The organism is Arthrobacter sp. NPDC080073 (assembly GCF_040686575.1).
In the GTDB taxonomy this organism is placed as follows: domain Bacteria; phylum Actinomycetota; class Actinomycetes; order Actinomycetales; family Micrococcaceae; genus Arthrobacter.
The window spans coordinates 48,235-74,801 of sequence record NZ_JBFBKR010000022.1 but is presented as its reverse complement, the minus strand read 5'-3'; the positions used below and the strand labels follow the sequence as shown (position 1 = coordinate 74,801).

The following is a 26,567-nucleotide window of genomic DNA, read 5'->3' as shown; positions in this document are numbered from 1 at the left end:
CCCCGGCATGGGCGTCATCCGCCACGCCGACGCCGGCTACGACCGCGCCATCGACGTCGCCCACGAACGCGGCGTCCGCATCCCCATGGAAGAAAGCAAGTAGGAACACCCCGATGACTACCATTACCCACGAACCGCTGACCGTCACCCTCGGCTCCAGCGGAGTCACGCCGGAGGACGTCGTCGCTGTCGCACGCCACGACGCCAAGGTGACCATCTCCCAGGAAGCCTTGGACACGGTCGCCAAGGTCCGCGCCCACATCGACGGCCTCGCCCACAGCGAAGTTCCGGCGTACGGCGTCTCCACGGGCTTCGGTGCCCTGGCCAACCGCCACATCCCCAACGAACTCCGCACCCAGTTGCAGAAGTCGCTCATCCGCAGCCACGCCGCCGGCATGGGCCCGGCAGTGGAGCGCGAAGTGGTCCGCGGCATCATGTTCCTGCGCGCCAAGACCCTGGCTTCGGGCCGCACGGGCGTCCGTCCCGTGGTCCTGCAGACCATGGTGGACGTCCTCAACGCCGGCATCACCCCCGTTGTCCGTGAATTCGGCTCCCTGGGCTGCTCCGGCGACCTCGCCCCGCTTTCCCACTGCGCCCTGGTCCTGATGGGCGAAGGCGAAGCCACCGGGCCCGACGGCGAACTGTACGGCGCCGCCGGAAAGAAGCCGGTTGCCGAGCTCCTCGCCGCGCACGGTATCGAGCCGGTCGTCCTCGCGGAAAAGGAAGGCCTGGCGCTTGTCAACGGCACCGAGGGAATGCTCGGCATGCTCCTGATGGCCATCGCCGACCTGCACCTGCTGCTCACGACGGCGGACATCACCGCCGCGCTCAGCGTCGAGGCGCTGCTCGGGACGGACCAGGTGTTCCTCCCGGAACTGCACGCGGCCCTGCGTCCCCACCCGGGCCAGGCTGCCAGCGCGGACAACATGCTGCGGGTGCTTTCGAACTCGCCGATCGTTGCTTCGCACCGCGTCAATGACACCAAGGTCCAGGACGCGTACTCGCTCCGCTGCGCACCCCAGGTGGCCGGCGCGGTCCGCGACACCGTGACGCACGCTGAACTCGTGGCCTCCCGAGAGCTGGCCGCGGCCATCGACAACCCCGTAGTGCTCCCGGACGGCCGTGTGTCCTCCAACGGCAACTTCCACGGCGCCCCGGTCGCCTACGTGCTGGACTTCCTGGCCATCGCCGTCGCCGACCTGTCCTCCATGGCAGAGCGCCGCACGGACCGCATGCTGGACCCGGCCCGCTCACACGGACTCCCGGCCTTCCTTGCCGACGATCCCGGAGTGGACTCGGGCCTCATGATTGCCCAGTACACCCAGGCCGGACTCGTCTCGGACAACAAGCGCCTGGCCGTCCCGGCGTCGGTGGACTCCATCCCGAGCTCCGCCATGCAGGAAGACCACGTTTCCATGGGGTGGCACGCTGCCCGCAAGCTGCGCAAGGCCACCGAGAACCTGCGCCGCGTCCTGGCTGTGGAACTCGTCACGAGCGCCCGCGCCCTCGACATCCGCACCAAACTGTCCGGCGGCGAACTCACTCCGGGGCCTGCGGGCGCCGCCGTGATCGAGGCGCTGCGCGGCGTCGTCGACGGTCCGGGAACTGACCGTTTCCTCTCACCTGAGCTGGAAGCGGCGGACCGTCTGGTAGGCGCTGGCGACGTGCGAACGGCCGCCGAATCCGCCGTCGGAATTCTCGCCTGACGCCGAACAAAATACTGTTCGAGTGAACAATAGGAAGCGCCCCGGAAATGTTTGGCAATACGTGCCCCGGGGCGCTTTCTGTGTAGTAGAACTTATGGGGTACGGCATGTCCACGCCGACGATGTCGTGGGCCTGCCGGGGCACAACTGAAGTAACGAACATCCACAAAGGGGTAGAAGTTCAATGAAGGCACGCGGGACAGTTCTGTCCAGGCGAATCGCACAGTCCGCCGTCGTTTCCAACTGGGGAACGCTGACGGTGGGGGAGCGGATCGAAGTCGTAAGGCACGCACATGTGGTCGCGGCGGGGGAGGTGCAGGAAGTCTCGGGCAGCGGCAACGTTGTGTGGCTTGAACCCGCAGGACCTGGCGCCGATGAAGCCGCCAAACAGCTTTTCATGAAGTCCGACGGCGTGGAGTTGCGCCGGGTGTAGTGACCTGCAAAAAGCCGGGCTAAAAACCGGGGCTTGTTCTCCATTCCGCGCCGTCTTGGCGTGGTCTGGAAAACAAGCCCCGGTTTTGTTGTCTGTACCTTTCCTAGGACCGTTCCTAGGCGGCGAGGACCTCGCGGGTCTGGCCGAACGGGACCGACTCGTCCAAGGCAACCGTGTAGCTTCCGGGCTCCCGGCGGGTCACCAGGATCCCGCAGCGGCCGTTGTCGGCGGCAGCTTCGATGAGCGTGCTGACGGCTTCGTCAAGTCCTGCATGGACTTCGTCCACGGACGCAAAGGACAGATGGATCTCGTTATTTTCTAATATGGCAGTGCTCATTGGGGGCCTCCTTCTGCAGGATGCCGCGGGGGGAGCGGCAATTCCTGCATAAAAGATAGCAAAGAGTCATGGGATGTCTGTCATTCTGGGAGCTGGATCACCGGCGGACCATGGCGCGCAGGAGCTTCACTGCGACGGAGAGTGCCGCGATGTCCACCGGACCAGGCTTGATGGCTTCCTTGATGGTGTCCTGGATGCGGGCGAGTTGTTCGATGTTTCCGCGTTCCCAGTCCATGATCCTCTCCACCGGGTCGGCAGTTGCCTCCGGGGAGCGGGGAGTGTGCCGGACCACGGCCTTGGTCATGTCGGCGAGGACCAGGTACATGTCGTCGCGGAGGGCTGCCCGGGCCAAGGCCTCCCAGTGGGTGTCCCGCGGCAACAGCGTGATGTGTTCCAACAAGGGAATGGCCGAAATCCGTTCGAACACGGCAAAGTAGACCTCGGCCACGCCCTCAACGGGCTCCTGCAATTCCTCGGCAATCGCGGAAATGTCCAGGAGGCCGTAGCTGACGAGAAGTTCCGAGGCCCGAAGGCCCAGTTCGTGCGGCAAGCCGACAGAATCCGAGTGGGCAAGGCGCGTCAACGAATGTTGGAGGTTGATCCCGTGCAGGAAGCGCGTGAAATTAGCCCGCATCAGCGACATGGGCTGTTCGAGCCGGGCAAAGGCGTCCGCTACGGGTTTGTCGCGGAAATCGTGGGTGACGTACCAACGGGTGGACCGGTCAAGGAGACGGCGCATGTCCAGGGCCACGGCGCATCCATGTTCGATGGGGATGTTTGCCGGCACCCTGGCCAAGGCCTCGGTGACCGAATCGAAGTCCCAGATTCGGCGCATGACCACGAATCCACGCGCCACAGCGGCCGCCGAAACCGTGGTTTCCTCCATGGCACGGAACGCGAAGGCTATGCCGCCGAGGTTGATCATGTCGTTGGCCACCACCGTGGCGACGATTTGGCGGCGCAAGGGGTGCGTAGACAGCTCATCGCCGAACCGTTCCGAAAGCTGGCGGGGGAAATACTCGCGCAGCGTCTGCGAAAACCATGGATCGTCTGCGAGCCCGCCCTCCGTCAGTTCCCGGGCCAGCTCGATCTTGGCATAGGCCGCCAGCACGGCGAGTTCCGGTGAGGTCAGTCCAACTCCGGTCCCTACGCGCGCCTGGATTTCCTCGGTAGTCGGCAGGCATTCGAGCTCCCGGTCCAGGTCAGTGGCCGCGTCGAGCCAGTCCATGGTCCGTTCGAAGCTCGGGCTCCACGCGAGCACCAGTTGCTTGTCATTGATAAGGAGGACGTTCTGGTCAACGTTGGTTTTGAGCACGAGCCGTCCCACCTCGTCCTGGAGCGAGTGCAGGAACTTCGTCCTTTCGTTCGAGGACATTTTGCCCGCGGCGATCATCCGGTCCAGGAAGATCTTGATGTTCACCTCGCGGTCCGAGCAGTCCACGCCGGCGGAGTTGTCGATGGCGTCGGTGTTCACAAGGATTCCGGCGAGGGCAGCCTCGATCCTGCCGCGTTGGGTGATGCCGAGATTGCCTCCCTCGGCGATGATCCGGGTCCGCAGCTGCGTTGCGTCCACCCGGATGGCATCGTTTGACTTGTCTCCGACGTCGGTGTGCGTCTCGGTGGAAGCCTTGACATAGGTGCCGATTCCGCCGTTGTAAAGCAGGTCGACGGGGGCCGTGAGGACGGCCCTGAGCAGCTCAGGCGGGCTCATCGCCGTCGTGCCCTCATCCAGTCCCAAGGCGAGGCGCACCGGGTCGGTGATGCTGATTGACTTCTCGGCCCGGGAGAACACCCCTCCACCCGGACTGAGCTTCGCGGGGTTGTAGTCGGCCCAGGACGAGCGGGGGAGCTTGAAGAGCCGTTTCCGCTCGGCGAAGGACGTGGCTGGGTCCGGGGTGGGATCCAGGAAGATGTGCCGGTGATCGAAGGCTGCCACCAGCTTGATGTGGTTCGAGAGCAGCATGCCGTTGCCGAACACGTCGCCGCTCATGTCGCCGATGCCCACCACCGTGAAGTCCTCCGCGTCGGCGTCGATCAGGAGTTCTTTGAAGTGGTGCCGCACGGATTCCCAGGCGCCGCGGGCCGTGATGCCCATCTGTTTGTGGTCATAGCCCACCGAACCGCCGGACGCGAACGCATCGCCCAGCCAGAACCCGTACTCTGCGGCCAGGGCGTTGGCGATGTCGGAGAACGTGGCCGTGCCCTTGTCTGCGGCGACCACGAGGTAGTAGTCGTCGCCGTCGTGCCTCACCACCCGGGCCGGCGGAACGACCCGGCCGCTCGAACCGCCGTCGGGCTCGGCAACCAGGTTGTCCGTAATGTCCAGCAGTCCGCGAACGAAGATCCGGTAGCTTTCCTGGCCCTCGGCCAACCAAGCCGCCCGGTCCTCGGCCGGGTCCGGGAGCTGTTTGGGATAGAAACCGCCCTTGGCTCCGGTGGGAACGATGACGGCGTTTTTCACCGTCTGGGCTTTCACGAGTCCCAGGACCTCCGTTCGGAAGTCCTCACGGCGATCGGACCAACGCAATCCTCCGCGCGCTATCGGGCCGAAACGCAAGTGGACGCCTTCCACCCGCGGCGAGTAGACCCAGATTTCGAACTGCGGCCGGGGTGCCGGTGCGGCGGGGATGGAGGATGGATTGAGCTTGAAACTCAAATACGGCTTGTTCAGGTAGAAGTTGGTGCGCAGGGTGGCCTCCACAAGGCTCGCCAGAGAACGAAGCAGCCGGTCGGCGTCGAGGACCGGTACGGCGTCGATCGCTTCCGCCAGTTCCTTGCGGGCCGCGTTCGTGGCCTGGGTCCGCGAGCTGTACCTGCTGCGGTCCGTTTCGAACAGATCGCTTCCAAGCGGGATCTGCCGAGACGGCGTGGGCTCAGCAGGCGTCGGCGCGCGCAGTTCAGGATCGAACAGATCGGGTTCGAACCGGTCCGGATCGAACTTCGCTTCGAAAAGCGAAAGCAGGGCGTGGGTTGCACGCACATTCTCACGGAGGGTATCCGCGATGAACCCGTAGGAATTGGTGCTCCCCAGCTGCCGAAGATACTTCGCATACGCGCGCAGGATGGCCGTCCGCCGCCAGTCGATCCCCTCCCGGATGACCAGGGCATCGAAGGCGTCGGACTCCGCATCTCCCCGCATCGCAGCACAGAACGAAGCGGCCAGCAGATCGCCGGTACCGACGGGATCAACTCCGCGCGGATAGACGAGGCCGAGATCGTAGAGGAAGAAGGACCGCCCGTCGGCACGCTGCACATCGAACGGACGCTGGTCCAGGACGCGCAAGCCCAGGTTGTGGAAGAACGGCAAAATCTGGCTCAGGCTCTGCGGGCGGGTCAGGTAGAGCCGAATCCGCGCATCTTCGGCGAGGACGGCAGTCCCGGGACGCCGGTATACGGTGAGCAGCGGGTCTGCGGTGCCGCTGTCTGTTTTGTCCCCGTCGCGGGGCGCGAAACTCTCGAACCGGACGATGTCCTGAACCGCGTCGTCCACCTCGTAGTCTGCCTTGTAGCTGGCCGGAAAGGCGGTGGCCCATTGCCGGGACAGCCGGGCAGCCTCGGCCGCGGGGAACCTCGCCCGCAGGGCTTCGTCCAGGCCTTCGGCCCAGGACCTTGTGGCGGCGATGATCCGCTGTTCAAGTGCAGCAGGGTCGACGACGGCGGGCGCCCCCTCGCGGGGCAACAGAACCCGGAAGAACACCCGGGCCATGGCGGATTCGCCCAGGCGGAGCTCGAACTCGATCGCTTCGGAGCCGAAGGCCTCGCGAAGTTCGCGTTCAATGTTGAGCCGGACAGCCGTGCTGAAACGTTGGCGCGGCAGGAAGACCAGTGCCGTCATGAACCGGTTGTGCGAGTCGAGCCGAAGGAACAACCGGGTGCTGTGCCGTTCTTGGAGGCGCAGGATGTCCCGCGCGTGCTCGGCCAGCTGCCGCGCGTCGATGTGGAAAAGTTCGTCGCGGGGATAGGCCTCCACCACCGCCAGGAGTTCCTTGCCTCGGTGTGAAGCGGGCGGGTAGCCGAACGTCCGCAGCACCTCGTTCACAGTGTCCCGGATGACGGGAATCTGGAGTGCCGAGCGGGACGCCGAGCTGGGCGCGAAAAGGCCAACGAAAGTGCGCTCGCTTTTGCCACCCGAGGCCAGGCTGATTTCGTCGAGGTAGGCGCGCCGGAGGACCGTCGAGCGGAGCGTCGATTTGGTGAGCGTGAGGACGGGAGGTGTGCCAGGCTTTGCGGGCGGCTCGCCTGCGGGCGGCTCGCCTGCGGATGCGGTTGCGGGCGCGGGGGCCGGCACATTCCTGAGCAGCCCAAGACTCCTCCGGCCGCGGTACCCGAGAAACACGAAATTCCCGTCGTCCAGCCAGCGCAACAGCTCCTGGGCCTCCCGCGCTGCGGGGGCGGCCTGGGACACCGCGTCCAAACTGCGGATCTCCTCGGCAAGTTCCTGGTGGATGGCCGCCGCGTCTTCCGCGGCGGCCCGGACATCGCCAAGGACTGTCTGCAGCCGTTCAACGAGGTGTTCTGCACTCGCCTCGTCAGCGAGCCGGGAAATCTCGACGGCGATCCAAGCCTCCGTGAGCGGCCCGCCGTCGTCGTGGTCCATAGGGGTGGTCCAGGCGGAAGGCTCGACGCCGGAGGGCAGTCCCGTCCGCAGGGGACCGCGGCGGATGTCGGTCAGGCGATGGGTACCCGCATCCCGGGTGACCGTAAAAGTGGGGTGGACCAGGAGCCGGATGGAGGCGTTGTCCCTGGCAATTTCCGCGGTGACCGAGGGGACAAGGTAGGGCATGTCGTCGGTGACAATCGCTACGAGGCTGGCGTCGGCTTCGTTCAGGACGCCGATCACAGCTTGCCCTGGAGCCCGCCGTTCCGCCAGTGAGCGGTGGTACCGCGCACGTTCCAGGAGCGTGTCCGTGGCGTAGTTGCGGACATCATCATCGCCCACGTGCTCGTAGTAGTCGGTCAGGAACCGGTCCGGGTCCCCTGGGGAAGTGCCTCCCAAGGCGTGGTCCGCGTGCTCGATCCTGGATGACATGTCGCTGCGCCTCCGCCGCGCAAGGAGCGGCCGTGCTGTAGCGGTCGGCGAAGTCCTGCGCCTGATTTCATGATGGCTGGCGCGGGGCGGGCAGTAAAGGCTTGGGATGCAGGACGACACATCAGACGTGGTGGCGGGATTCGAACCCGCGTGCGCTGCTTTGCAGGCAGCTCCCTGGCCTCTCGGGTACACCACGTGCATCGAGGTTAGGCAGGCAGCGGGGCGTGAACCAACATTCGTTTAGAAGCCTTTCGCCGGGTTGCGCGGCGTTGCTTCAGGTGACCTCCCGCGACACGGCGACCTCGTGCCGCCGGCTGAGGCCAGTTGGGTGGGCACGGCGCCTCAGGAGGCGCCTACCCCAGCAGTGTGTTCACCAGGCGCGCGGCCACCTTGGCGGTCCGCGAGTCGATGTCGAAACCGGGGTTGAGCTCGGCAACGTCCAGGTGCAGGAGTTTCCCGCTCGCGCCAAGCTGCTTGCACACCGCACTGATGACGGGCAGCGGCACGCCATACGCTGCGGGGGCGCTCACTCCGGGAGCCACCGACGCCGGCAACACGTCCAGGTCGATCGTCAGGTACACCAGATCCACCCCGTCCAAAAATCCAGCCACGAAATCCTGCACGGCCGCTGCGGAGCAGTCCTCATCCAGCAGGTACTTCACGCCCAGCCGGTCCGCTGTATCGAAGAGGGTGCGTGTGTTGTTGGGCTCGGAGATGCCGACGACGGCGTAGTTCAGTTCGCGGCCCGCGGCGGCTTCCGCTCGAGCCATCTGCAGGAACGGCGTGCCCGAGCTCGGCACGGGATCGTCCCGCAAGTCGAAGTGCGCGTCCAGGTTCAGGACGCCGAGGCGCTTGCCGCTCTTCACGGCCTCCGAGCCAGCCACGCCCAGGTAGCTGGCGAAAGCAGTTTCGTGCCCGCCGCCGAGCAGCACCGTGAGCTTGCCGGCGTCGAGCAATTCCGAAATCACCCGGCCCGCGCGCTCCTGGCCTGCCTCCAGCGAGCCGTCCTCCACAACGATGTCGCCGGCGTCGAACACGTCCCGGTCCAGATGGAAAGCCAGCGGGCCCAACGCTTGGCGGATTGCCTCCGGCGCGGCGGCCGCGCCAATACGGCCCTTGTTGCGCCGCACGCCTTCGTCACTGCGGAAGCCCACGACGACGGCGGGCCGGGAGCCCGCATCCGTCCCGCCGGGGGCGGCCACATCGGGAGTGTGGGGCGCCACGGCCTGCCACCACCGGCGGTGCTCATCGCCGGCACCGTCGAAGCGGCCGGTCCACGGCGTCGGACGGACATCGGCAACAGCGGGGGAAATCTCCATGATTCAAGCTCAGCGCATGACGGCAGCGAAAAACACGGCTTGCGGGCCGAGGGTGTCCGGTATTCCGGAAAGGCCTACTTGATTCCCAGGATTTCCTCGACGGGACCGATCCCGAAGAACAGCAGGAATGCCGCGGCCACAGCCCACATGAGCGGATGGACTTCGCGGGCCCGGCCCTGGAAGGTGCGGATGAGTGCGAAGGAAATGAACCCGGCGCCCAGGCCGTTGGCGATCGAGTAGGTGAACGGCATGAGGGCCATGGTCAGGAATGCAGGAATGCCGACACCCCAGTCCTGCCAGTGGATCTTGCCCACCTGGGACACCATCATGAAGCCCACCACCACCAGGGCCGGGGCGACGGCCTCGAACGGGACCAGGTTGATGAGCGGGGTGAAGAACATGGCCACCAGGAACAGCAGTCCGGTCACGATCGATGCGAGGCCGGTGCGGGCACCTTCGCCGATGCCGGCGCCGGATTCCACGAAGATCTGGTTGGAGGACACGGACGAGCCGCCACCGATGATCGCACCGAGCGCGTCCACTTGCAGGACGCGGTCCACGTTGGGGATGTTTCCGTGCTTGTCGATGTTTCCTGCTTCCCTGGCCAGGCCCACCATGGTGCCCATGGCGTCGAAGAAGATGCTGAGCAGGATCACGAATGCCAACAGCGTGGCGGCGATGATGCCAAGGTGCTGGAACGCGCCGAGGGGGTTCGCCTTGCCGATGAGGGACAGGTCCGGAGCGGCCCACTCGGTGAACTTGGGCGCAACCAGGGACCAGCCGCGCGGGTTGTAGGTCTTGCCGTCGAAACTCGGTCCGATGTGCAGGGTGAATTCAAGGATGGCGGCAAGGGCCGTGGAGACGATGATGCCGATCAGGATGGCGCCACGTACCTTGCGGACCACCAGGGCGACGGTCAGGACCAGGCCGACGACGAATACCAGGGTGGGCCAGCCAAGCAGCTTCCCGTCGACGCCCAGGCCCAGCGGGACCGTGGTATGGGCGGCGTCCGGGATGCGGCGCACGAAGCCGGCATTGACCAGGCCGATCAGCGCGATGAAGAGGCCGATGCCCACCACGATCGCAGTTTTCAAGGCCTCGGGTACGGCTTTGAAAACGGCGGTCCGGAAACCCGTGAGCACCAGGATCAGCATGGTCAGGCCCGAGAGCATCACCAGGCCCATCATGTCCGGCCACGTCAGGCCGGGGTGCGACGCAATCGTGACTGCCACGAAGGCGTTGACGCCCAGCCCGGTGGCAATGGCGAAGGGGTGCTTGGCCCAGGCTCCCATGAGGATCGTCAGGATGCCGGCCACGAAAGCGGTGGTGGCGGCGACGGCGGCAAAGCCAAGGGAAGCTCCACTCGAGTCCGCCCCGGAAAGGATCAAAGGATTGAGGACCACGATGTAGCTCATGGCAAAGAACGTCGCGAAGCCGCCTCGGATTTCTCGCGAGTAGTTGGATCCGCGTTCCGAGATCTTGAAGTAGCGGTCGATGGCTGAGCCCTGTTTGAGCATGGAAGTCTCCGGGGATCGGGGAAGTGTGCTCTCAAATCCTATGCCCGCGGCTTCGGCCCGCCCGCGAATTCGCCTACTCTGTAAGGAATCCAACACCGAGGGAGTCACTCGCTCATGCGCCCTATCCGCCAGCTGCTGGCCGTCGTCGTCGCTTTCGCAGCGGTTCTTTTCTCTGCCGCCCTGTTCTCGGCGGCACCGGCCTTCGCTCACGACGTCGCCGAGTCAACGTCACCGGCCAATGGCTCAACGGTTGCCAGCGTCCCGGACTCCGTGTCCATCACGTTCAACAACCGGCCGCTCCTGCTCGGATCACAGATCCGGGTCAACGACGCCTCAGGCCAGAACTGGGCGGATGGCTCCGTCGAGATTGTGGACGCCGTGGTGTCGCAGAAGCTGAGGCCTGGCGCGCCGGCCGGCGCGTTCACCGTCATCTGGCGGGTTGTCAGTTCGGATTCGCACCCCATTGAAGGCACCTTTACGTTTACTGCCAAAGCAGGAAGTACGACGGCGGGCAGCGGCTCCGCGAGCACCGCACCATCTGTGGAGGTGCCCACGGCCGGCACTGCCGCACCTGGTTCGACCGCGACGGCGGAGAAGGTGCCCGATGCCTCCCAGCCGTTCCCCTGGAGCATTGTGGTCTTCGCGGTGGTGGCCGCGGGCCTGCTGGTTTTCCTGGGCATCACGGCGCGGCGCAGGCTGGCGGGCGGGGATTCCGGCGATTCTGATGATTTCAGCGACTCTGACGGTTCCGGGAACTCTGACGGTTCAGGGAACTCCGACGGTTACGGGAACTCCGGGGGCGCCGCGGTTTCCGAAGACGACAGGGACTCATAGGAGCGTCAGCCCCTTCTAGGCGGAGGCAGGAATTGCCGCGAAGGTACCCGTGAGGGCCCCGTGGACGCTCTCCGGGTAGACCTTGGCGGAAATCGCCTGGCCCACCACCTTGGCTTGGCGCAGGACTTCCTTTGGCGTGGGTGTGGCAAGTTCGCCGACGCCAACCAGGTACATTCCAATCGCGCGCATGGCTGCGACGAAGTTTTGGCCGATGGCGATGCCGAGCTCGGCAAGCATCCGCCGCAATTGGCTCTGTCCACAGCGGGTGACAACGACGTGGTCGGCCAAGAGCACTCCGTTGGCGGTGTGGACGACCCACTGGTACGAGGCCACACCCGAGGTAGCCACAGCGGGTGCTTCCGGATCCGGTCCGGCGGGGTTGGAAAGCCCGGAGCCGGAAACTACCGATCCGGAAATCACCGTTCCCAAGGCAGCTTCGTCCAAGCGATCCAGGCGGACGGCCCGCGTGGTGCTCCGCACATCGAGCCCGTGACTGGCTGCGTAGTTGCGCAGGTGCCGGAGGATTTCGCTGCGCTCCTGGAGGCACGCGGCGTCGGCGGCGTCGCAGCGCTGGAGGATGCCGGTGTTGAGCGGCTGCAGCGGTGCGGGGACATGCATTCCATCCACCACGATGGCGTCTACGCCGTAGCGGCTGAGTTCGCTGGCCACGGCCAGGCCGGGCATGCCGGCACCGATGACCACGGTGGTGGTGCGTTCCGTACTCGCAGCAGGCATGGTTGACACAGCTTGGCTCCTCTTTGAAGGTGCGTTGCCGAGGGCAACAGCGGGGGGCGTCCGGGTCCCCAAGCGGTCGCGAATGATGGCCGTTGATGTGTTGAAAAACACGATCCCCGGTCACCAGTGCCTCGAACAATACAGAAGAAATCGCGTGGTGGATAGCCCCGGCATCGGCATGTCCGCCGATGCGTTTTTCGCGCTCCGATTCGGCCGATTTCCACCCTCCCGCGGGGCTTCCCGCATACGCTTCTTCCCGCTTGATTCGGCCCTTGCAAACGAGAATAGTGAGCATTGGAGACCGCAACTCACGGCAGTCAGGCGAGAAACACGCTGTGGGCGCGGGCTCTGGCAGAATAGCCGCAACATCAGCCAGCAGTGCGAGGAGGCAGGCCCCATGGACCAGCACGGCAAACACTCTGAGAGCCATCGACGAGAGACCGAAGGCAGTGGAGAGGAACCATCCATTGCCCCCGGCGGAATTGTGGTGGGCGTTGACGGCAGCGAACACGGCCAGTGCGCCCTCATTTGGGCCGCCCGGGAGGCCGAACGCAGGCAACTACCCCTGCATGTAGTCACGGCCTACTCCGTGCCCATCTTCGCCGCTTCCGGCCTGGACGGCGGCTACGCAACAGTGGATGACTCTGTTATCCGGGACGGCGCCGAAGCAATCGTCAAGCAGGCCCTCGAGAAGGTCTCCGGCTACGCCATCGACGTCGATGGCTCGGTGGAGAACGGCGATGCCTCCGGCGTGCTGCTCGATCTGTCCGAAACGGCAGAGCTCCTCGTCTTCGGCACCCGGGGACGCGGCGGATTCGTGGGCAGGCTCCTGGGCTCCGTGAGCAGTGCGCTGCCGGCGCACTCCAAGTGCCCCACCGTGACCGTCCCGCTCTTCTGCGCGGACCGACTGGGTGAAACCACAGAGGACAAGCACATCAAGGCCGAGCGCGCGAAGGCCGGCTCCCGCGTGATCGAAAATGTGGTCGCAGTCGGCGTGGACGGCTCGGAACACGCCCGTGTTGCCGTCCTGGAAGCCGCAGAGCAGGCCCAACGCATGGGAGCGAAGCTGCGCGTCATCTGCGCTGTACCCGAGTACAGCGGTTCCCTCGCGTGGGTCCCGGCGCCGCTGGACCGGGAGGCACTCTTCAAGGACATCAGGGTTCAGCTCGACGCGGGCCTGGCGTGGCTCAAGAGCCACTTCCCCAACCTTCCAGCGGAAACCCAACTGCTCGATGGTTCGCCCGTGGAAGTTCTCGTGGAAGCGAGCCGCAGCGTCGAACTCGTGGTGCTGGGCACGCGCGGGCGGGGAGGCTTCGCAGGAATGCTCCTCGGATCGACGTCGGACGGAGTCCTGCACCATGCCAAAGGGCCAGTGCTGGTTGTCCCCGACCGTGACGACCCCAGGCTGGCGGACCGCGCCAAATTCGGTCCGATGCTCGCCGCATAACAGGCAATCCAAGGACCGGTGGACGCAGGCGGACGGCAATGGTGGAGCACGCACAGCCCGGGGAGGGTTCGCGCTTGATCGTCGAGCTGCGCCGGATCCGGGCAACCATGCTTCCGGAGGTCGGCGGCAAGGCGGCAAATCTCGGCGAACTGATCTGGGCGGGACTTCCGGTCCCGCCCGGGTTTTGCCTCACCACCGCGGCTTACCGGCGCGCCCTTCAGCCCGATGCCAGCTCTGCGTCCCCTGGCGATAATCAGGTAATTCCCGGCGGTGGCCCCGCGTTTGCGACGCTCCCGGACATTCTGCGTGGCCTTGAGACCGTGGAGCCCGGCGACCTTGGGGGGCTCGCTTCCCTCGCGGCCCGCGCCAGGGAGGCTGTGCTCGACGCCGGGATCCCGGCCGACGTCGAAGACGCCGTCCGCTCGGCCTACTCCGCGCTGGGCTCGGAAGTCCCGGTGGCCGTCAGGTCCTCTGCAACGGCCGAGGACCTGCCCTTTGCGAGTTTCGCGGGCCAGCAGGACACCTATCTGAACGTCGTGGGGGCCGACGCCGTGCTGCAAGCCGTCCGGAAGTGCTGGGCGTCCCTGTGGACGGACCGGGCGGTCAGCTACCGGGCAAGCAACGGGATCGACCACGCCGCGGTGACGCTCGCCGTCGTCGTTCAACGGATGGTGGATGCTGAGACCGCAGGTGTGTTGTTCACCGCCAATCCGGTGACCGGGCGGCGCCGCGAAGCGGTGATCGACGCCAATCCCGGGCTCGGTGAGGCCGTAGTCTCCGGCGCGGTGAATCCGGACCACTTTGTGGTGGATTCCCTCACCGGCAGGATCACGGAACGAAGGATCGGCGACCGGAAGCTGGTGATCCGCTCCATCCCCGGAGGCGGGACCGAAAGGCTCGACGCGACGGCGCAGGCAGAAGACGGAACAGCCGGGGATGCCTGCCTTGCCGACTCCCAGATCAGGGCGCTCGCTGCCCTCGGCCAGCGCGTCGAGGAGCATTACGGAGCACCGCAGGACACGGAATGGGCCATCGACGGCGACGGCAAACTATGGCTCACCCAAGCCCGCCCCATCACCACGCTCTACCCGCAAATGACCCGGCAGCCCGCAATCCCCGGTCCGCATGCGTACCTTTGCTTCAGCCTCGCCCAAGGACTCACGCGTCCCCTGACTCCCATGGGCCTGGCCGCCATCAGGCTCATGGGGTCCTCGGTAGCCAGCGCGGCGGGATTCCGGGTTTCCGAACCACGGGACGGGCCTTCGCCCTACTACGAGGCGGGGCAACGGATCTATTTTGACCTCACCTCGGTGTTCCGGAGCAAGGCCGGGCGGGCCATCGTGCCCAGGATCTTCGACGTCATGGAGGCACGTTCGGCGGCCATCATGCGCGGTCTGTTCGAGGACCCGCGTTTCGCCGTCACCAGCAAGACGCCCTTCAAACTGCTCAGGCACGTTGCCCCCATCGTGCTCCGCTTCCGCCTTCCGCAGACCCTGTTGCGCGCCCTCTTTCAGCCGGACGCTGCCCTCGACAAGGTAGAACGGCTGGACGAGAATCTGAAGGCCACGCATGAAGTGCCTGCCGAAGCCACTCCGCATGAAAAACTGGACCACGCAGAGCGGATACTCCGCGAGGAATTGTTCCCCATCCTGCCCAATATCCTGCCACCGGTAGCGCTTGGGTTTGCGATGCTCGGTTTGGTCCGGAAAATGCTTGGCGAACAGGCCTCCTGGGGCGAACTCCAAACCATCATCCGCGGCCTGCCCAACAACGTCACCACTGAAATGGACCTCGCCCTGTGGCGGCTCTCGACCAGCATCCGCGACGATCCCGCCTCCGCTGGGGCCTTTACCGCCGGCGAGCCGGCGGTGCTCGCGGAGAGTTATCGCGGCGGCGGGCTGCCGTTCGTCGCGCAATCGGGATTGGCCTCATTCCTGCGCCGCTACGGGCACCGGGCCATCGCCGAAATCGACCTGGGAATGCCCCGCTGGTCCGATGACCCCACCCACATCATCGGAGTCCTGGTCAACTACCTTCGCCTCGACGATCCCCGCCTGGCGCCGGACAAACAGTTTGAAAAAGCTGCCCGCGACGCCGAGGAACAGCTCGCAGTCCTCGTGGCGCGTGCGAGGTCCAAGAGCCCGCTCCACGCCTTCATCGTGAAAACGGCCCTGGAGCGGACACGCATGTTTGCGGGACTCCGTGAGCTTCCGAAGTACCACCTCGTGCGTGGCTTCGCCGCGGTCCGCGCCCGGCTTTCGGAAGTAGGGGAGACCTTGGCGGACGCGGGAGTCATCGAAGACGCGGGCGACGTCTTCTTCCTGGATTTCGTGGACGCCCGCCGCGGCTTGGAAGGCAGGGATCTCCACGATCTGGTGGCGCAGCGGCGTGAGGCCTACGAGCTTGAACTCAAGCGCCGGCACGTGCCACGTGTACTGCTCTCGGATGGCACTGAGCCGGAAGCCCTGCCCGCCGGCTTCCCGGGCAGCGGGTTGGGCGGCGGGTCGGGCGGCGCACTTCCGGACGGCATGCTGAAGGGAACCCCGGCTTCGGCTGGAACGGTGACTGCTGTGGCCAGAGTGATCATGGATCCCGTTGGCGCGCATCTTGAACCCGGAGAAATCCTGGTGGCGCCCTCCACGGATCCCGGCTGGACCCCCCTTTTCCTGACTGCCGGGGGACTCGTCATGGAGATGGGCGGGCCCAACTCACATGGCGCGGTCGTGGCCCGTGAGTACGGGATTCCCGCAATCGTGGGCGTCCCGGATGCCACCTCCCGGATCAGTTCAGGCCATGCGATCACCGTGGATGGCGCCGCGGGAACGGTGGCAATCTAGCTGAGACCGCGGGTGGGTTCCGGGCGCTGCGTTCCGGAACGCAGCGCCCGGCCCGCGCCCACGATCTGACGGCAGCTATCCCCAGCCGAGCTCGTGCAAGCGGTCGTCGCCGATGCCGAAGTGGTGGGCGATCTCATGGATGACGGTGATGGCCACTTCGTCGATTACCTCCTGGCGGGATCCGCAGATATCCAGGATCGGCTGCCGGAAAATGGTGATCCGGTCAGGGAGGGAACCGGCATCCCACCAAGAGTCCCGTTCCGTCAAGGGCACGCCCTCGTACAGGCCGAGGAGTACGGTGTCCGGCTCGTCGCCAGGTTGCGGGATGTAGTCGTCCTCGATGAAGATGGCCACGTTGTCCATGGCGCGGGCCGCCTTGTCCGGGATGAGGAGCAAGGCATCGCTGACGGCCGCCTCGAAGTCTTCCGGCGACATCTCGAATGGAACGGTATTGAACGAACTCGCGCCGGTACCGGGAAGCCGGGAGGAAATGCGCTGGCCGCCAGGGGAATCACCGTCGGGAACGATTGGCAGGCCGGGAGGTAGATTCGCGGGCATGTTCTGACTCTAGTCCGCGGCCAGGTCGTTGACGCCGGATGTGATGACAGCTACAGTTTTCCGGGCTGGTAATTCGTATAACCCGGCCCCAGGTTAAGCCCAACCAGGCGTGCGGATCCTGTGACAAGCACCCCGGTGCCCTCAACAGACAGGCCAGCCCATGAACCGCCCCGGCAGCCGCTCCGGCACGACGATGAACGACGTCGCTGCCGCGGCCGGTGTTTCCCAGGCCACGGTTTCCCTGGTGCTCAACGACGCCGCTGGAACCAGGTTCTCGGAGGAAACCCGGCGCAAGGTCCATGCTGCCGCCCACGAACTGGGGTACCGGACCAACGCCCACGCCAAGGTGCTCCGGGACGGCGTTGCCGGGATGATCGGCTTCGTCGGCGACTTCGTGGCCACAGCGCCATTCGCGGGCAAGATCATCGAGGGCGCCCAAGCCCGGGCCTGGGAGGCCGGGCTGCTCCTCCTGACCGTCAATACCGGCGGGGACAAGGCCCTCGAGGCCGCTTCGCTGGAGACCATGCTCTCCTACAAGGTGGCCGGAGTGGTCTACGCCGCCATGTACCACCGTGTACTTGACGTGCCGGACGTCCTGGCGGAGGTGCCCGCCGTCGTGCTCAATTCGCGCGACCGTGCCGGGCGTTTTCCGAGCATCGCTCCCGAAGAGGAACTGGGTGGGTACACCGCCGCCAAACGGCTGCTGGACGCAGGCCACCGGCGCATCGCGATGATCAACATCGGCGCGGTGGAGGGTGAGCTTCCCGCCGCCGTCGGACGCCATGCCGGCTATCTCCGGGCCCTCCAGGAGGCTGGCGTGCACCCCGACCCCGGGCTCCACCGCATTGGCGACGGTCATGAATCGGGCGGTTTCGACAATGCCCTCGCACTCATGACCGGTCCGCAGCCACCCACCGCCATTTTCTGCGCCAACGACCGCACCGCCTGGGGCACCTACCAAGCGCTGGCCCAGCTCGGATTGTCCATCCCGCATGATGTGTCGCTGGTGGGTTTCGATAACCAGGAAACGCTCGCCCCGCATTTGCGGCCCGGGCTGACCACCCTGGAACTGCCCTTCCTTGAGATGGGCCGCCGCGCCGTCGAACGGCTGCTGGGCGGCGCGGAGCGTGACGGCAGTACCGAATACTTTGAATGTCCCCTCATCGAACGCGATTCGGTGGCGGCGCCGCCGAAAACCACTAGCAACCACCGAAGTTCCCCCAACCAACGAACAGGAAACGCATGAACCACTCGCCCCTTGCGTCCGAGCCGCTCGATGTCGTCGTGGTCGGCGAAGCACTCATCGATATCGTCAACTCGCCCGAAGGGCAGACCGAATACCCCGGCGGCTCGCCCGCGAACGTCGCCTACGGCCTCGGGCGGCTCGACGTGAAGGCCGGGCTGCTGACCGCCGTCGGGCGCGATTCCCGGGGCGAGTCCATTGCGGCGCACCTGGCAAGCGCCGGTGTGGTTGTCTTGCCCGGCTCGCAGTCGCTCGCGAAGACTGCGACGGCGACGGCGGAGATCGCCGCGGACGGTTCGGCCCAGTACACCTTCGACATCGAGTGGAAGCTGGGTCCCGCCGCACTCCCTTACGCCCCGAAGGTCCTCCACACGGGCTCGATCGCGACGTTCCTCGAGCCGGGCGCCGGCGTCGTCAGGACCCTCCTGGAGCAGGCCCAGGGCGGGTGCATCGTCACGTACGACCCCAACATCCGCACCGATCTCCTGGGGAGCCACGGCGAGGCACTCCGGATTTTCGAGGAGCTCGTACCGCTGACCAGCGTCGTGAAGCTCAGCGATGATGACGCGTTCTGGCTCTACCCGGGCAAGTCCCTGGAAGAGACCGCAACGCATATCCTGGGCCTCGGTGCAGGCCTGGCCGTCGTCACGCGAGGCGCCCAAGGCTCTTTGATGGCGACGCCGCACACCCAGCTCACGGTTCCCGCGGTCACCTCGGTGGTTGCGGACACCATCGGAGCCGGCGATTCCTACATGTCGGCACTGATCCTCGGGCTGCTGCTGCGCGGCAGCCAAGGGCTTGCGCCCACGGTCCTCGAACGCATCGGGCAGACCGCCTCCATGGCCGCGGCCATTACCGTGGGGCGCCCGGGAGCCAACCCGCCCACGCACCGCGAGCTTCTCGCCGGGATGGCGAGGTAGTGGCGGCGGAGCTTCGACGGCGCCCCGGGCACCTTGCCGGCGCGCGGCGATCCTAGCGGGACCGGCGCCGCGTCAACCCGACGCCCACGAGGCAGATGACGCCGCCCACCAGGCCCCAGATGGTGGGGATCTCCTTGAGGACCGCCCAGGAAATCAGAATCGTGGCGCCCGGAACCAGGTACGTCGTGGCTGCGAGTTTCCCGGCCTCAATGAGGGACAGCGCATAGGCCCATGTGGTGAAAGCGATGGCCGTGGGGAAGATCCCGAGGTACACCAAGCCGAGAGTGGCCGGAAGGGGTGCGGCCTGCACTTCGGCGACCAGCTGGCCCGCCCACGGCAGGCAGCATACGGCCCCCACCACGATGCCGAACCAGGTAGCCTGGGCCGCGGAGAACTTCCGCAGCACGGGCTTCTGGACAATCACGCTCACCGCGGCGAGCACGGCGGCAAGGAGGCACAGCAGCACTCCGGCGACGTCCGCCGTCGAGCGCTGTCCCGAACCGAGCGCGATCAGCGCAACGCCGCCGAATGCCACGAGGCTGCCGATGATCAGCCAGCGCGGAAAGCCTTCTTTCAGGATGACGCCGGCGAGGACGGCGATCAGGATCGGCGAAACGTTGATGAGCATGGCGCTGGTTCCGGCATCGAGCATGTGTTCGGCGGCGTTCAGGGCCAGGTTGTAACCTGCGAACCACATGACCCCGTAGGCCAGGACGGGCAGCCATTCGCGGCCTTTGGGCCACCGCTTGAGCCTGGGCAGGGCGACAATGCCGAGCGCGACGGCGGCAACCACCAGCCGTCCGAGCGTCAGGGAGCCGGGGGAGAAGCTGGGTCCCACGGCCCGGATGCCCACGAAGGCGGATGCCCAGAGGACAACGGTGACGATGACGGCGGCGATGCCGAGCTTACTGATGGTCCGGGAGGTTGTGGTCGCCGGAGATGTTGGAGTGCTTGTGGCCATGATGCCAATCTAGCCCGCAGCGGGCTGGACCGACTGGCGGAATTCGGACGTCTTTCAACAAGAAACCGCCAACTCCGGCGTGGCGGATTTGAACGGCCGTTTGGGTTCCTGGTTTGAGCCTCGTTTGCGTTCCGCAGCCCGCGATTTGGGAATATCCCCGACTATGCTCTAAAGTTTTAGAGTCCAGTTCGGACGAGCGAGAAGCGGGAAACGCATAGCGTTGTTGACTGTCGCGAATTCGGATTGTTCCAGGCCCCCATCGTCTAGCGGCCTAGGACACCGCCCTTTCACGGCGGCGGCACGGGTTCGAATCCCGTTGGGGGTACGCAAGGAACTGGTCAAGCGGGACTGAAAAGTCTGGTAGGCTGGAAGCCTTGAAAAAAGCGGTAGAGATACCGCAATCGTAGTAGAGATACTGCAAGCAAGGCCCTGTAGCGCAGTTGGTTAGCGCGCCGCCCTGTCACGGCGGAGGTCGCGGGTTCAAGTCCCGTCAGGGTCGCTCTGATTGCCGGAAGAAATTCCGGCAATCATGGTGACATTGTCACCTAAGGCTCTGTAGCTCAGTTGGTAGAGCGTTCGACTGAAAATCGAAAGGTCACCGGATCGACGCCGGTCGGAGCCACCACTGGGAAGCGTCAGTTCTTCGGAACTGGCGCTTTTCTTCTTTTAACGTTCACGGGAAAAGCCCGGGGTTATTCGGTTTCTGCCTAAAAGGCGGACATTTCCGTGCACGCGTGCCATTTTCCTGCGCACGCGATCGATTCTGCTCAATCACTCGAATGGACAAACCCGGGCCCCTTGGAATCACGCGGCCGGCAAGCTAAGCGACCCCGAATGATCCAGCAGAATCCGACGGCGTCGGCCGGCTTGTCTCCGCCTTGTCTTGGCCAAGCGCTAGGGTGGTACTCAAGAGAAGGGGAGGGCTCAATGGACCAGCAGGAAAGCTACACCGCGCCTGAACCGGAAGCCGTTGGGGCTCCGGTACCAGAAGACCGGCAAACGGTGGCAGGAAGTGGCCGCACAGTGATCTCTGATTCCGCTGTCGCCAAGGTTGCAGGCATTGCCGCCAGGGCTGTCCCTGGTGTCTATTCCCTCGGATCGGCCCCCTCGCGCGCCCTCGGAGCCATTCGCGATGCCGTCGGCAGCCAGGACCACGCTGCGGGTGTCCGCGCCGAGGTCGGAGAAACCCAAGTGGCCGTGGACCTCACTCTTGTGGCTGTCTATGGATACCCTTTGCATGATGTCGCCAACCAGGTCCGCGCGGCCGTCTATCAGGCGGTCGAATCGTTGGTAGGGCTGGAAGTCATCGAGGTCAACGTTGAGATCAACGACGTCTACGTTGCTCCGCCCATCAAAGCCGGATCAAGAGTCGCATTATCGGAAAGGGAGCCACTCCAGTGAACTTGACCGTTGTCGGTATCGGGATCGGCGCCTTCGTGGCGTTCATGGCCTTCCAGTTCGGGCTGTGGGGTTTCATCATCGCCCTTCTCTTCATGGGCATCGGTGCACTTCTGGGCCGCGCCGCGGACGGAAAGCTTGACCTGCGCAGCGTGCTGGATGCCCTCACCGGCCGCCGTTCATCGTCATGAGTTCCGCGGCTGAGGCTGTGCAGCCGGCCGGTTCCCTGGCTGGCCACAACCGCATCAGCACCCAGGCCCTCACCACATTGGCCCAGGCGGCCGCCGCGGAAGCGCTCGGGGTCTCGGCGCAGGATGTTCGTGCCGAATGGTCGGACGACGACGGTCTCCTGGCACTTTCGATTGTGGCCCCGATCCGTGTGCCCTCACTTATCGAAGTCCTCAGGGATCCGTTGCTGGTAGAGCGATACGGCGGTACGGTCTGGGACCGGACCGTCGCCGCCAAGACGGCCATCCTTGAGCGTGTCAGCCACCTCAGCGGTTCCATCCTGAGCCGCGTGGATATCCGGATCAGCGGCGCGCGCATCAGCGAAGGAGCACGCGTTCAATGAGCCACGCCCAGACCCCGCACGCCCGGCGCAGCCACCCGGACATTGCGCATCCGCAGTCGACCGAAGGGGAGACACCTGGCGTCCAGGCAGACGACACCCACGGCGTCGGAACACCAGGGACCTCCGGCGCCGGCGACCGTATCGACGTCGGACTCCAGCGCATCCTCAGGCGCGAAACCCGTTCCTCGCGTGCGGCAATGGCCGGGCTCGCCGCTGCCCTTGTGATCGCGGCCTGTGTCTACGCCCTCCTCGAATCCGCTTTGCGCGCCATTGGCCAACCGCCGTGGCTCATCGACCCCCAAACGGCTGCCGAACGGCTCACGGCGCTGCCCGCAGGTATTTCGCCCTTGCTGCTTGGTTCCCTCGGCGGAGTCGTGGCCATGGTGGGCCTGATCTTCTTCTTGAACGCGGTACTGCCCGGCCGGAAGTCCCGGCACTTGCTTGAGGATCCCCGGGCCGGAGTAGTGGTGGACGACGAGGTCATCGCTTCGGCACTTGCCAGGGCTGCCCGGACCGCAGCGAACGTCACCCAGGAGCAAGTCATGGTGGTGGTCTCGCAAAGGCTGGTTGTGGTCAACGTCCGGCCCACCTCGGGCGTGCCCTTGCACCGGGAACGGGTCCTCGCCGCCGTCGAGGATGAACTCCAAAGGATGGCCCCCGTGCCCATGCCTTCTGTCCGGGTCAATGTCGCTACGTCGGGGGTGATCGGGGCATGAACGGCACTCCGCACGTCCTCAACCGCATCCTGATCGGCATCCTTGGCCTGAAGCTGCTCGCCATCGGCGTTCTCCTTATGCTGCTGGCCACCGTTCCCGCTGTGGGAAGTTGGTGGCAAGGGTGGTCTACCGGGCTCTGGGAACACGCCAAGTACCTCTCTGACCAGACCCGCATTCCAGGCCGGGAGGAAAGCTGGCTCTGGGTTGCCGCTGCAGCGGTGCTGGTTGTGCTGATCGTGCTCATGGTGGCATGGGTGTCGCAGCAGGGTAAAGGCCGCGCCAACCTCATCGTGTCGGAGTACGACGACGCCCGGACGCCCGGCGACGTCAGCATCGGCGGGAACCTGGCCGAGCAGGCGCTCAAGGCGGCGCTCGCGGAACGCACGGATCTCGCGGGCGTGACGGTGGCAACCTACGAAGTCAACGGTCGTCCCGGGCTCCGGATCAGGGTCCAGCCCCGTCAAGGTGTTTCCCCGCACCTGCTGGCCGCGGACGTCTCCCGGCTGGTGGAGGCGCTGGACGCGGTGGTGGGGCGCAGGACTCCCGTCTTGATTCATATCGGGGCCGGCGCGCGGACCCGTTTCAGCAAGGCCGAGCGCGTTCGTTGAAGGGCGGCACGTAGGCCCCACGACCGTGCCAGAGAAGGCCTGGGAAGGGAAGTCCCTACTTCGCCAAGAGGTACGCTCCGCTGTTCGGGACAATCGAAGCCGCGCCCGAGCCGCCATCGCTGGAGAGTTCCACCCGGAACCCGGCCGGCACCGGGAGAGCTGTGGTGCCCATGTTGACCACCACCAGCACGTCCCGGTTGTGGAAGGCAAGGACTCCGTTGGCGGGATCGTGCTCCTCAGCCCACTGGAACGTGCCCGAGCCCAGGAGGTGGGACCGGCGGAATGCCAGGACGGAGCGGTACAGCTCCAGGGTGGAGCCCCCGACGCCGGCCTGGACGTCCGCAGCCAGCTCGCCGAACGCCTCGGGCTGGGGCAGCCACGGTGCTGCGGGCGCCTTGCCGGCAGCACCGGCGCCGCCCGTACCAGGCGATGCCGCTTCCGAGAATCCGAAACCAGGCTCTTTGGATTTCCAGGGCAACGGTACGCGGCACCCGTCGCGGCCGCGCTCCACGCCCTTGGTCCGGAAGAATGAGGGGTCCTGGCGCGCCTCGGCCGGCAGTGACGTGTGCTCCGGAAGGCCGAGCTCCTCACCCTGGTACAAATAGGCTGACCCCGGCAGCGCGAAAGACACCATGGAAGCTGCCCGTGCCCGCGACAGGCCCAGTACGGCATCGGGCTGTTCGTCTTCCGCCGAGATTCCCTTGGGGAATGTGGTGGGATCCGCCAGCCCAAAGCGGCTCGGGTGCCGGACGGTGTCGTGGTTGCTCAAGACCCAAGTGGAGGGCGCCTCGACGGATCCCGCCGCGTCCAGCGAAGATTCGATTGCCTCCGCCATGCGCTCCGCGTCCCAGCCTGCCAGGAGGAAATCGAAGTTGAACGCTTGTTGCATTTCATCCTTGCGGACATATCGGGCCAACCGCTCCGCAGGCTCGACCCAGGCCTCGGCAACCAGCATGCGGTCGCCGTCGTACTCGGCGAGGACCCGGTGCCATTCGCGGTAGATCTCGTGGACGCCGTCCTGGTCGAAGAAGGGCGAGGGCGGGTCCAGCGGCGGCTTGACCTTGTGTTCGACGGCGGTCGCCACGGCCGCCGCCGCGGGCTCGGCTCCGGAAGCGACGTGAGCGTGAGCGTGTGCGGTGTGCGGTTCGACTGCTTCGCTGTGGGCGCCCGGCGCCGATAAACCACCTTCGACCATGGCGGCAGAACCTTCCCAGTCCGGCAGGCCGGCTTCTTTGACCAGGCCGTGGGCAACATCCACCCGGAAGCCGTCAACTCCGCGGTCCAGCCAGAAGCGCAGTACCGAACGCATCTCTTCGTGGACTTCGGGGTTGTCCCAATTGAGGTCCGGCTGCTTCGTATCGAAAAGGTGCAGGTACCACTCGCCGGGAGTGCCGTCGTCGTTCGTTACGCGCGTCCATGCGGGCCCACCGAAGATGGACTTCCAATTATTCGGGGCCAGGGTCCCGTCCCCGGAACCCGGTGTGGAGTCTTTGCCCGGGCGGAACATATAGCGCTCGCGTTCAGGGGAGCCGGGGGCGGCGGCGAGGGCTTCGCGGAACCAGGCGTGCTCATCCGAGGTGTGGTTGGGCACGAGGTCGACGATCACCTTGATACCCAGGCTGTGCGCCTTCTCCAGCATGGCGTCGAAGTCATCCAAGGTACCGAAGAGCGGATCTACGGCCCTGTAGTCCGCCACGTCATATCCGGCATCAGCCTGCGGCGATTTGTAGAACGGGGACAGCCATACGGCATCCACGCCCAACGTTTGCAGATAGGGCAGTTTCGCGGTGACCCCGGCAAGGTCGCCCATCCCATCGCCGTTGGCATCGGCGAATGAACGGGGATAAATCTGGTAGACGACGGCGCTTGCCCACCACGCGGAATTGCGGGAACCGGGGGTTGGGATCGGGGAGTGCGGCACTGGATTCCTCTCGATGACATATTTTTGTGTAAACGCTTGCATTCCTACCCGGAAGCTTACTAATGTGAGGCTCACCACATCAACCGCACAGCGGAAATACCTGGTCCACTCACTGAGGAGTTCCCAGCATGAACACACGCAAGTACCTTTTGCCGGCCGCCGTTGCCGGCGTGCTAGCCATGTCCCTGTCCGCCTGTGGTGGCGGCGGTGGCGGCGGCACAGCCTCAAGCGGCGGAGATGCCGCAGCAAACCTTGACGGGCGGGGTCCCATCACCTATGTCCAAGGCAAGGACAACAGCAACGTTGTCCGCCCGCTCGTCGATAAGTGGAATGCGGCGCACCCGGACCAGAAGGTCACCTTCAAGGAGCAGTCCGACCAGGCGGACCAGCAGCACGATGACCTGGTCCAGAACTTCCAGGCCAAGAACGTCAATTACGACGTTGTTGACGTGGACGTCATCTGGACCGCTGAGTTTGCTGCGAAGGGTTGGCTGCAGCCGCTCACGGACAAGATGAGCATCGATACCTCCAAGATGCTGCCCGCTACGGTCAAGACGGCAACCTACAACAACACGCTCTTCGCGGCACCCCAGACCTCGGACGGCGGCATTCTCTACTACCGCAAGGACTTGGTGCCTACCCCGCCCAAGACCTGGGACGAGATGATGAGCATGTGCTCCATCGCGAAGCAGCACGGCATCGACTGCTACGCAGGACAGTTCGCCAAGTATGAAGGCCTCACCGTGAATGCGGCTGAAGCCATCAACTCGGCAGGCGGCACGATCGTGGGAGACGACGGGAAGTCCACCGTGACCTCCGCGTCGGCCAAGGCTGGCCTCAACAATCTGGTTACGGCCTACAAGAATGGAAACATCCCCACACAGGGCGTGACCTACCAGGAAGAACAGGGCCGGCAGTCCTTCGAAGACGGCAAGCTCCTTTTCCTGCGCAACTGGCCTTACGTGTACAACCTCGCCAAGACGGACGGCTCGTCCAAGGTGAAAGACACCTTCGGCATGGCTCCGCTCCCGGGTAAGAGCGGCCCCGGCGCCTCTTCCCTCGGCGGACACAACCTCGCCGTCAGCGTCTACTCGGCGCACAAGGCTACGGCCAAGGACTTCCTGACCTTCATGACCAGTGAAGAGACTGAAAAGTTCTACGCCACGCAGGGCTCGCTCGCTCCGGTCCTCGGTTCCTTGTACGACGATCCGGCCCTCGTCCAGCAGCTGCCGTACCTTCCTGTGCTGAAGACCTCGATCTCGAATGCCGTGCCGCGCCCGGTCACGCCGTTCTACCCGGCGGTCACCAAGGCCATCCAGGACAATGCCTACGCTGCCATCAAGGGTGACAAGTCCGTCGATCAGGCAATGACGGATATGGACACGGCCATCAACTCGGCCAGCCAATAGCGACACCTACAGTGAACCTCGGGCGGCTGGCGCTTCAAGCGCACGGTCGCCCGAGGGGCACGCTATCAA

Annotated in this window: 21 protein-coding genes and 4 tRNA genes; 16 read left to right on the top strand and 9 right to left on the bottom strand. The window is 65.5% G+C overall.

The annotated features are described in order from the left end of the window. Positions 1-113 precede the first annotated feature (113 nt). Entirely contained in the window at positions 114-1,706 is a 1,593-nt protein-coding gene (gene hutH, locus AB0O52_RS19815) for a histidine ammonia-lyase (RefSeq protein ID WP_364541252.1), read from the top strand. Positions 1,707-1,889: 183 nt separating this feature from the next. Then, on the top strand, positions 1,890-2,138 hold the full coding sequence (locus tag AB0O52_RS19810; RefSeq protein WP_364541250.1) for a hypothetical protein: 249 nt from the start codon (positions 1,890-1,892) through the stop codon (positions 2,136-2,138). A 115-nt stretch (positions 2,139-2,253) separates the two neighbouring features. Here AB0O52_RS19810 and AB0O52_RS19805 read toward each other — a convergent pair whose 3' ends face one another. The 5 genes from AB0O52_RS19805 to AB0O52_RS19785 all read right to left on the bottom strand — a co-directional run bounded on the left by AB0O52_RS19805 (position 2,254) and on the right by AB0O52_RS19785 (position 10,340). Continuing rightward, a complete protein-coding gene (locus tag AB0O52_RS19805) occupies positions 2,254-2,475 on the bottom strand; it encodes a hypothetical protein (RefSeq protein ID WP_364541246.1) in 222 nt (73 codons plus the stop codon). Positions 2,476-2,572: 97 nt separating this feature from the next. Then, positions 2,573-7,504, bottom strand: coding sequence for an NAD-glutamate dehydrogenase (locus tag AB0O52_RS19800; protein ID WP_364541244.1), 4,932 nt, complete (start codon positions 7,502-7,504; stop codon positions 2,573-2,575). A gap of 125 nt (positions 7,505-7,629) precedes the next feature. Further along, positions 7,630-7,700 (bottom strand) — tRNA-Cys (locus AB0O52_RS19795). Between the two features lie 157 nt (positions 7,701-7,857). Further along, entirely contained in the window at positions 7,858-8,823 is a 966-nt protein-coding gene (hutG, locus tag AB0O52_RS19790) for a formimidoylglutamase (RefSeq protein WP_364541241.1), read from the bottom strand. Positions 8,824-8,897: 74 nt separating this feature from the next. Next, positions 8,898-10,340 carry an NCS2 family permease gene (locus AB0O52_RS19785; RefSeq protein ID WP_364541238.1) on the bottom strand — a complete coding sequence of 481 codons (1,443 nt, stop codon included), beginning with the start codon at positions 10,338-10,340 and terminating at the stop codon, positions 8,898-8,900. A 114-nt stretch (positions 10,341-10,454) separates the two neighbouring features. Between AB0O52_RS19785 and AB0O52_RS19780 the strand changes: the two genes are divergently transcribed. Next, entirely contained in the window at positions 10,455-11,174 is a 720-nt protein-coding gene (locus AB0O52_RS19780) for a copper resistance CopC family protein (protein WP_364541235.1), read from the top strand. A 15-nt stretch (positions 11,175-11,189) separates the two neighbouring features. On the opposite strand, the gene AB0O52_RS19775 is transcribed toward AB0O52_RS19780, so the two are convergent. Beyond that, on the bottom strand, positions 11,190-11,909 hold the full coding sequence (locus AB0O52_RS19775; RefSeq protein ID WP_364541261.1) for an FAD-binding protein: 720 nt from the start codon (positions 11,907-11,909) through the stop codon (positions 11,190-11,192). A 397-nt stretch (positions 11,910-12,306) separates the two neighbouring features. On the opposite strand from AB0O52_RS19775, the gene AB0O52_RS19770 reads away from it, so the two are divergent. Beyond that, a complete protein-coding gene (locus AB0O52_RS19770; RefSeq protein WP_364541232.1) occupies positions 12,307-13,356 on the top strand; it encodes a universal stress protein in 1,050 nt (349 codons plus the stop codon). Positions 13,357-13,394: 38 nt separating this feature from the next. Beyond that, positions 13,395-16,193, top strand: coding sequence for a PEP/pyruvate-binding domain-containing protein (locus AB0O52_RS19765; RefSeq protein ID WP_364541230.1), 2,799 nt, complete (start codon positions 13,395-13,397; stop codon positions 16,191-16,193). Between the two features lie 75 nt (positions 16,194-16,268). Here the strand turns inward: AB0O52_RS19765 and AB0O52_RS19760 are convergent, their stop codons facing one another. Next, positions 16,269-16,751, bottom strand: coding sequence for a metallopeptidase family protein (locus AB0O52_RS19760; RefSeq protein WP_364541227.1), 483 nt, complete (start codon positions 16,749-16,751; stop codon positions 16,269-16,271). 160 nt (positions 16,752-16,911) lie between these two features. On the opposite strand from AB0O52_RS19760, the gene AB0O52_RS19755 reads away from it, so the two are divergent. Both AB0O52_RS19755 and AB0O52_RS19750 read left to right on the top strand, forming a co-directional pair. Further along, positions 16,912-17,997: a LacI family DNA-binding transcriptional regulator gene (locus tag AB0O52_RS19755; protein WP_364541224.1), complete on the top strand. Its 1,086-nt coding sequence runs from the start codon at positions 16,912-16,914 to the stop codon at positions 17,995-17,997. After that, on the top strand, positions 17,994-18,914 hold the full coding sequence (locus AB0O52_RS19750; RefSeq protein WP_364541221.1) for a carbohydrate kinase: 921 nt from the start codon (positions 17,994-17,996) through the stop codon (positions 18,912-18,914). Before AB0O52_RS19755 ends, AB0O52_RS19750 begins: the two co-directional genes overlap by 4 nt. Positions 18,915-18,966: 52 nt before the next feature. Here the strand turns inward: AB0O52_RS19750 and AB0O52_RS19745 are convergent, their stop codons facing one another. Then, entirely contained in the window at positions 18,967-19,875 is a 909-nt protein-coding gene (locus AB0O52_RS19745; protein ID WP_364541218.1) for a DMT family transporter, read from the bottom strand. A 252-nt stretch (positions 19,876-20,127) separates the two neighbouring features. Between AB0O52_RS19745 and AB0O52_RS19740 the strand changes: the two genes are divergently transcribed. From AB0O52_RS19740 to AB0O52_RS19705, 8 genes are all read left to right on the top strand, one after another. Continuing rightward, a tRNA-Glu gene (locus AB0O52_RS19740) sits at positions 20,128-20,200 on the top strand. 100 nt (positions 20,201-20,300) lie between these two features. After that, positions 20,301-20,374, top strand: a tRNA-Asp gene (locus AB0O52_RS19735). 50 nt (positions 20,375-20,424) lie between these two features. Further along, positions 20,425-20,500: transfer RNA gene (locus tag AB0O52_RS19730), tRNA-Phe, on the top strand. Between the two features lie 302 nt (positions 20,501-20,802). Continuing rightward, the gene (locus AB0O52_RS19725) at positions 20,803-21,276 is read left to right on the top strand and encodes an Asp23/Gls24 family envelope stress response protein (protein ID WP_364541216.1); all 474 of its coding nucleotides are present in this window, start codon (positions 20,803-20,805) and stop codon (positions 21,274-21,276) included. Beyond that, entirely contained in the window at positions 21,273-21,464 is a 192-nt protein-coding gene (locus AB0O52_RS19720) for a DUF2273 domain-containing protein (protein WP_059388473.1), read from the top strand. The genes AB0O52_RS19725 and AB0O52_RS19720 overlap by 4 nt, the downstream gene beginning before the upstream one ends. Beyond that, positions 21,461-21,844 carry a hypothetical protein gene (locus AB0O52_RS19715; RefSeq protein ID WP_364541213.1) on the top strand — a complete coding sequence of 128 codons (384 nt, stop codon included), beginning with the start codon at positions 21,461-21,463 and terminating at the stop codon, positions 21,842-21,844. Before AB0O52_RS19720 ends, AB0O52_RS19715 begins: the two co-directional genes overlap by 4 nt. Then, on the top strand, positions 21,841-22,560 hold the full coding sequence (locus AB0O52_RS19710; protein ID WP_364541210.1) for a hypothetical protein: 720 nt from the start codon (positions 21,841-21,843) through the stop codon (positions 22,558-22,560). Before AB0O52_RS19715 ends, AB0O52_RS19710 begins: the two co-directional genes overlap by 4 nt. Next, positions 22,557-23,168, top strand: a complete 612-nt coding sequence (locus AB0O52_RS19705; RefSeq protein ID WP_364541207.1) for a hypothetical protein — start codon at positions 22,557-22,559, stop codon at positions 23,166-23,168. The genes AB0O52_RS19710 and AB0O52_RS19705 overlap by 4 nt, the downstream gene beginning before the upstream one ends. Positions 23,169-23,223: 55 nt before the next feature. Here the strand turns inward: AB0O52_RS19705 and AB0O52_RS19700 are convergent, their stop codons facing one another. After that, on the bottom strand, positions 23,224-24,978 hold the full coding sequence (locus tag AB0O52_RS19700) for a glycoside hydrolase family 13 protein (protein ID WP_364541258.1): 1,755 nt from the start codon (positions 24,976-24,978) through the stop codon (positions 23,224-23,226). Positions 24,979-25,217: 239 nt separating this feature from the next. Here AB0O52_RS19700 and AB0O52_RS19695 point away from each other — a divergent pair, with 239 nt between their 5' ends. Further along, complete coding sequence (locus AB0O52_RS19695) at positions 25,218-26,498, top strand: ABC transporter substrate-binding protein (protein ID WP_364541204.1); 1,281 nt, start codon at positions 25,218-25,220, stop codon at positions 26,496-26,498. Positions 26,499-26,567: the final 69 nt, after the last annotated feature.

Excerpts from the sequence above, each read along its gene's own strand:
- hutH (WP_364541252.1), top strand. The coding sequence starts at position 114 with ATGACTACCATTACCCACGAACCGCTGACCGTCACCCTCGGCTCCAGC.
- AB0O52_RS19810 (WP_364541250.1), top strand. The coding sequence starts at position 1,890 with ATGAAGGCACGCGGGACAGTTCTGTCCAGGCGAATCGCACAGTCCGCC.
- AB0O52_RS19805 (WP_364541246.1), bottom strand. The coding sequence starts at position 2,475 with ATGAGCACTGCCATATTAGAAAATAACGAGATCCATCTGTCCTTTGCG.
- AB0O52_RS19800 (WP_364541244.1), bottom strand. The coding sequence starts at position 7,504 with ATGTCATCCAGGATCGAGCACGCGGACCACGCCTTGGGAGGCACTTCC.
- hutG (WP_364541241.1), bottom strand. The coding sequence starts at position 8,823 with ATGGAGATTTCCCCCGCTGTTGCCGATGTCCGTCCGACGCCGTGGACC.
- AB0O52_RS19785 (WP_364541238.1), bottom strand. The coding sequence starts at position 10,340 with ATGCTCAAACAGGGCTCAGCCATCGACCGCTACTTCAAGATCTCGGAA.
- AB0O52_RS19780 (WP_364541235.1), top strand. The coding sequence starts at position 10,455 with ATGCGCCCTATCCGCCAGCTGCTGGCCGTCGTCGTCGCTTTCGCAGCG.
- AB0O52_RS19775 (WP_364541261.1), bottom strand. The coding sequence starts at position 11,909 with ATGCCTGCTGCGAGTACGGAACGCACCACCACCGTGGTCATCGGTGCC.
- AB0O52_RS19770 (WP_364541232.1), top strand. The coding sequence starts at position 12,307 with ATGGACCAGCACGGCAAACACTCTGAGAGCCATCGACGAGAGACCGAA.
- AB0O52_RS19765 (WP_364541230.1), top strand. The coding sequence starts at position 13,395 with ATGGTGGAGCACGCACAGCCCGGGGAGGGTTCGCGCTTGATCGTCGAG.
- AB0O52_RS19760 (WP_364541227.1), bottom strand. The coding sequence starts at position 16,751 with ATGCCCGCGAATCTACCTCCCGGCCTGCCAATCGTTCCCGACGGTGAT.
- AB0O52_RS19755 (WP_364541224.1), top strand. The coding sequence starts at position 16,912 with ATGAACCGCCCCGGCAGCCGCTCCGGCACGACGATGAACGACGTCGCT.
- AB0O52_RS19750 (WP_364541221.1), top strand. The coding sequence starts at position 17,994 with ATGAACCACTCGCCCCTTGCGTCCGAGCCGCTCGATGTCGTCGTGGTC.
- AB0O52_RS19745 (WP_364541218.1), bottom strand. The coding sequence starts at position 19,875 with ATGGCCACAAGCACTCCAACATCTCCGGCGACCACAACCTCCCGGACC.
- AB0O52_RS19725 (WP_364541216.1), top strand. The coding sequence starts at position 20,803 with ATGGACCAGCAGGAAAGCTACACCGCGCCTGAACCGGAAGCCGTTGGG.
- AB0O52_RS19715 (WP_364541213.1), top strand. The coding sequence starts at position 21,461 with ATGAGTTCCGCGGCTGAGGCTGTGCAGCCGGCCGGTTCCCTGGCTGGC.
- AB0O52_RS19710 (WP_364541210.1), top strand. The coding sequence starts at position 21,841 with ATGAGCCACGCCCAGACCCCGCACGCCCGGCGCAGCCACCCGGACATT.
- AB0O52_RS19705 (WP_364541207.1), top strand. The coding sequence starts at position 22,557 with ATGAACGGCACTCCGCACGTCCTCAACCGCATCCTGATCGGCATCCTT.
- AB0O52_RS19700 (WP_364541258.1), bottom strand. The coding sequence starts at position 24,978 with ATGGGCGACCTTGCCGGGGTCACCGCGAAACTGCCCTATCTGCAAACG.
- AB0O52_RS19695 (WP_364541204.1), top strand. The coding sequence starts at position 25,218 with ATGAACACACGCAAGTACCTTTTGCCGGCCGCCGTTGCCGGCGTGCTA.